Below are 2,268 nucleotides of genomic sequence, written 5' to 3' on the forward strand. Positions count from 1 at the left end.
CCGAGCGGGAATCGACGCTCGTCCGCAGGGTCAGGGGCTGGTACGCGGAACGGTTGCGGAGCGCGGCGGTGTCCACGCGGACGGGGAAGTGCCCGCCGTAGGTGGAGATGGGAGCGGTCCAGGTGGTGCCGAAGTCGGTGGAGGCCTGCACTGACCAGGAGGAGCTTCGTAGCGCCGACTCGCGGGCATCGTCCTCGCGGTCCTGCAGGATCAACGTGGCGCCGAGCGCACAGGCGGAAGCGGAACCGAGGGCGACCAGCGCGGTGGCCGCGTGTCGAATCCGCATAGCTCCTCCGAAAGCCATTACTCGGCGACCGGTCCGGAGGAGGGGGCTCCGGCACGGGCTGGCCCGCCATGACCGCCGCTTCATCCAGAGTATGGTCGCCGGTGGCCGAATCGTTACATTTCCTGCGGCGAGTGACGAATCTCACGACAGTTCCTGCGTGTTGCAGCGGGTGTCAGCGGATGTAGACGACCGTCCCGGTTTTCTGGTTGACGGTGGCCCAGCGCCACCCGTCCGAGTCCGGGTCGCTCGAGGTGAACGTCGCCCAGTCGCCGCTCGGGCGGGTGCCCTCGTTGATCCAGGTGTCCAGCGCGGCCAGAGCGGTGCGGGCGTCGGCGGGGACGGTGTCGCCCTTGACGACGACGTCGAAGTCATCGCCGTCGTCGTCTGGTCGGATCCGGGGGCCCGCTGCTGCGGCTCGACCGCGTCGCTGTCACGCCTGGAACCCCGGCGCGGCGGCGCTGGCATACTCGGCTGCAGTGACCCGACCGCCGCGTCGGTGAAGTCACTCACACAACCCACGAGGAGTCGTCGATGCCCCCCACCTCCGCCCTGAAGCTCGGTTACAAGGCCTCGGCCGAGCAGTTCGGCCCGCGCGACCTGGTCGAGTACGCGGTCCTGGCGGAGCAGGCGGGCATGGACTCGGCCACGGTCTCGGACCACTTCCAGCCGTGGCGCCACGACGGCGGCCACGCCCCGTTCTCCCTGGCGTGGATGACGGCCGTGGGGGAGCGCACCGAGCGGCTGCAGCTGGGCACCTCCGTGCTCACTCCCACGTTCCGCTACAACCCGGCGGTGCTCGCGCAGGCCTTCGCCACCATGGCGTGCCTCTACCCGGACCGCATCTTCCTCGGCGTGGGCACCGGCGAGGCGCTCAACGAGATCGCCACCGGCCACCAGGGGCAGTGGCCGGAGTTCAAGGAGCGGTTCGCCCGCCTGCGCGAGTCGGTCCGGCTCATGCGCGAGCTGTGGACCGGCGAGACCACCAACTTCGACGGCGATTTCTACACCACCAAGGACGCGTTCCTCTACGACGTGCCCGAGGGTGGCGTGCCGGTCTACATCGCCGCCGGTGGACCCGTGGTGGCCAAGTACGCCGGTCGGGTGGGCGACGGCTTCATCTGCACCTCGGGCAAGGGCATGGAGCTCTACACCGACAAGCTCCTGCCGGCGGTGGAGGAGGGCGCCGGGATCAACGACCGTGACTCCTCCCGGATCGACCGGATGATCGAGATCAAGATCAGCTACGACCCCGACCCGGCCGCGGCCCTGGAGAACTGCCGCTTCTGGGCGCCGCTCTCGCTGACGCCCCAGCAGAAGCACTCCGTGGACTCGCCGCGCGAGATGGAGCGCCTGGCCGACGAGCTGCCCATCGAGCAGGTGGCCAAGCGCTGGATCGTCGCCTCGGACCCCGATGACGCGGTCGCGCAGGTCAAGCAGTACGTCGACGCCGGCCTGAACCACCTCGTGTTCCACGCACCGGGCCACGACCAGAAGCGGTTCCTGGACCTGTTCAAGACCGACCTCGAGCCGCGGTTGCGTGACCTGGCGTGAGCGGCGCGAGCACCGTCCCGGGCCCGGACAAGGCTGACCTCTCCGGCCTCGAGGGTCTCCTCGACGTGGCCGAGTCGGTCCGCGTCCTGCGCTACCCGCACGAGACGGAGGCCGACGAGGAGGGTCAGACCACGGAGTGGCACTGCGACATCGTCGTCGTCGACAACGTCCCCGCGCCCGGGTTCACCACCTACGCCACCGTCGGCGCACGGGAGCTGCCCACCAACGTCACCACGCCCGACGGTCGGCAGATCCGCAGTGAGTTCGTCACCGTCGGCCGCACCGGGCATCGCGCCATGGCCGACGTCCTGGACGCGTGCGCGCTGGCCGTCGCCACCGGGTCCATCCACGTGGCACCGGGCGCGGTGATCCCGGGCGCCGTGGGGCTCGTCGACTCCGGCCGACGCTGCGAGCACCTGGTCCTCACCCCG

2 protein-coding genes and 1 pseudogene are annotated in these 2,268 nt (G+C 70.3%); 2 read left to right on the forward strand and 1 reads right to left on the reverse strand.

Annotated features, from left to right (window positions below; all coding sequences use genetic code 11):
- Positions 1 to 286, reverse strand: a pseudogene (locus G6020_RS10795) (hypothetical protein); the annotation flags it as partial.
- Positions 287 to 817: 531 nt separating this feature from the next.
- Between G6020_RS10795 and fgd the strand changes: the two are divergent.
- Together fgd and G6020_RS10805 are read left to right on the forward strand one after the other, a co-directional pair.
- The gene (gene fgd, locus G6020_RS10800) at positions 818 to 1,837 is read left to right on the forward strand and encodes a glucose-6-phosphate dehydrogenase (coenzyme-F420) (protein ID WP_182610629.1); all 1,020 of its coding nucleotides are present in this window, start codon (positions 818 to 820) and stop codon (positions 1,835 to 1,837) included.
- The coding region (locus G6020_RS10805) for a suppressor of fused domain protein (protein ID WP_182610630.1) at positions 1,834 to 2,268 on the forward strand (435 nt) is incomplete at its 3' end. The genes fgd and G6020_RS10805, both read left to right, overlap by 4 nt.

This window comes from Dietzia sp. B19 (genome assembly GCF_014145155.1).
Taxonomy (GTDB): domain Bacteria; phylum Actinomycetota; class Actinomycetes; order Mycobacteriales; family Mycobacteriaceae; genus Dietzia; species Dietzia natronolimnaea.

What these genes read in the sequence shown, in the direction of transcription:
- fgd (WP_182610629.1), top strand. Translation starts at nt 818, where the DNA reads ATGCCCCCCACCTCCGCCCTGAAGCTCGGTTACAAGGCCTCGGCCGAG.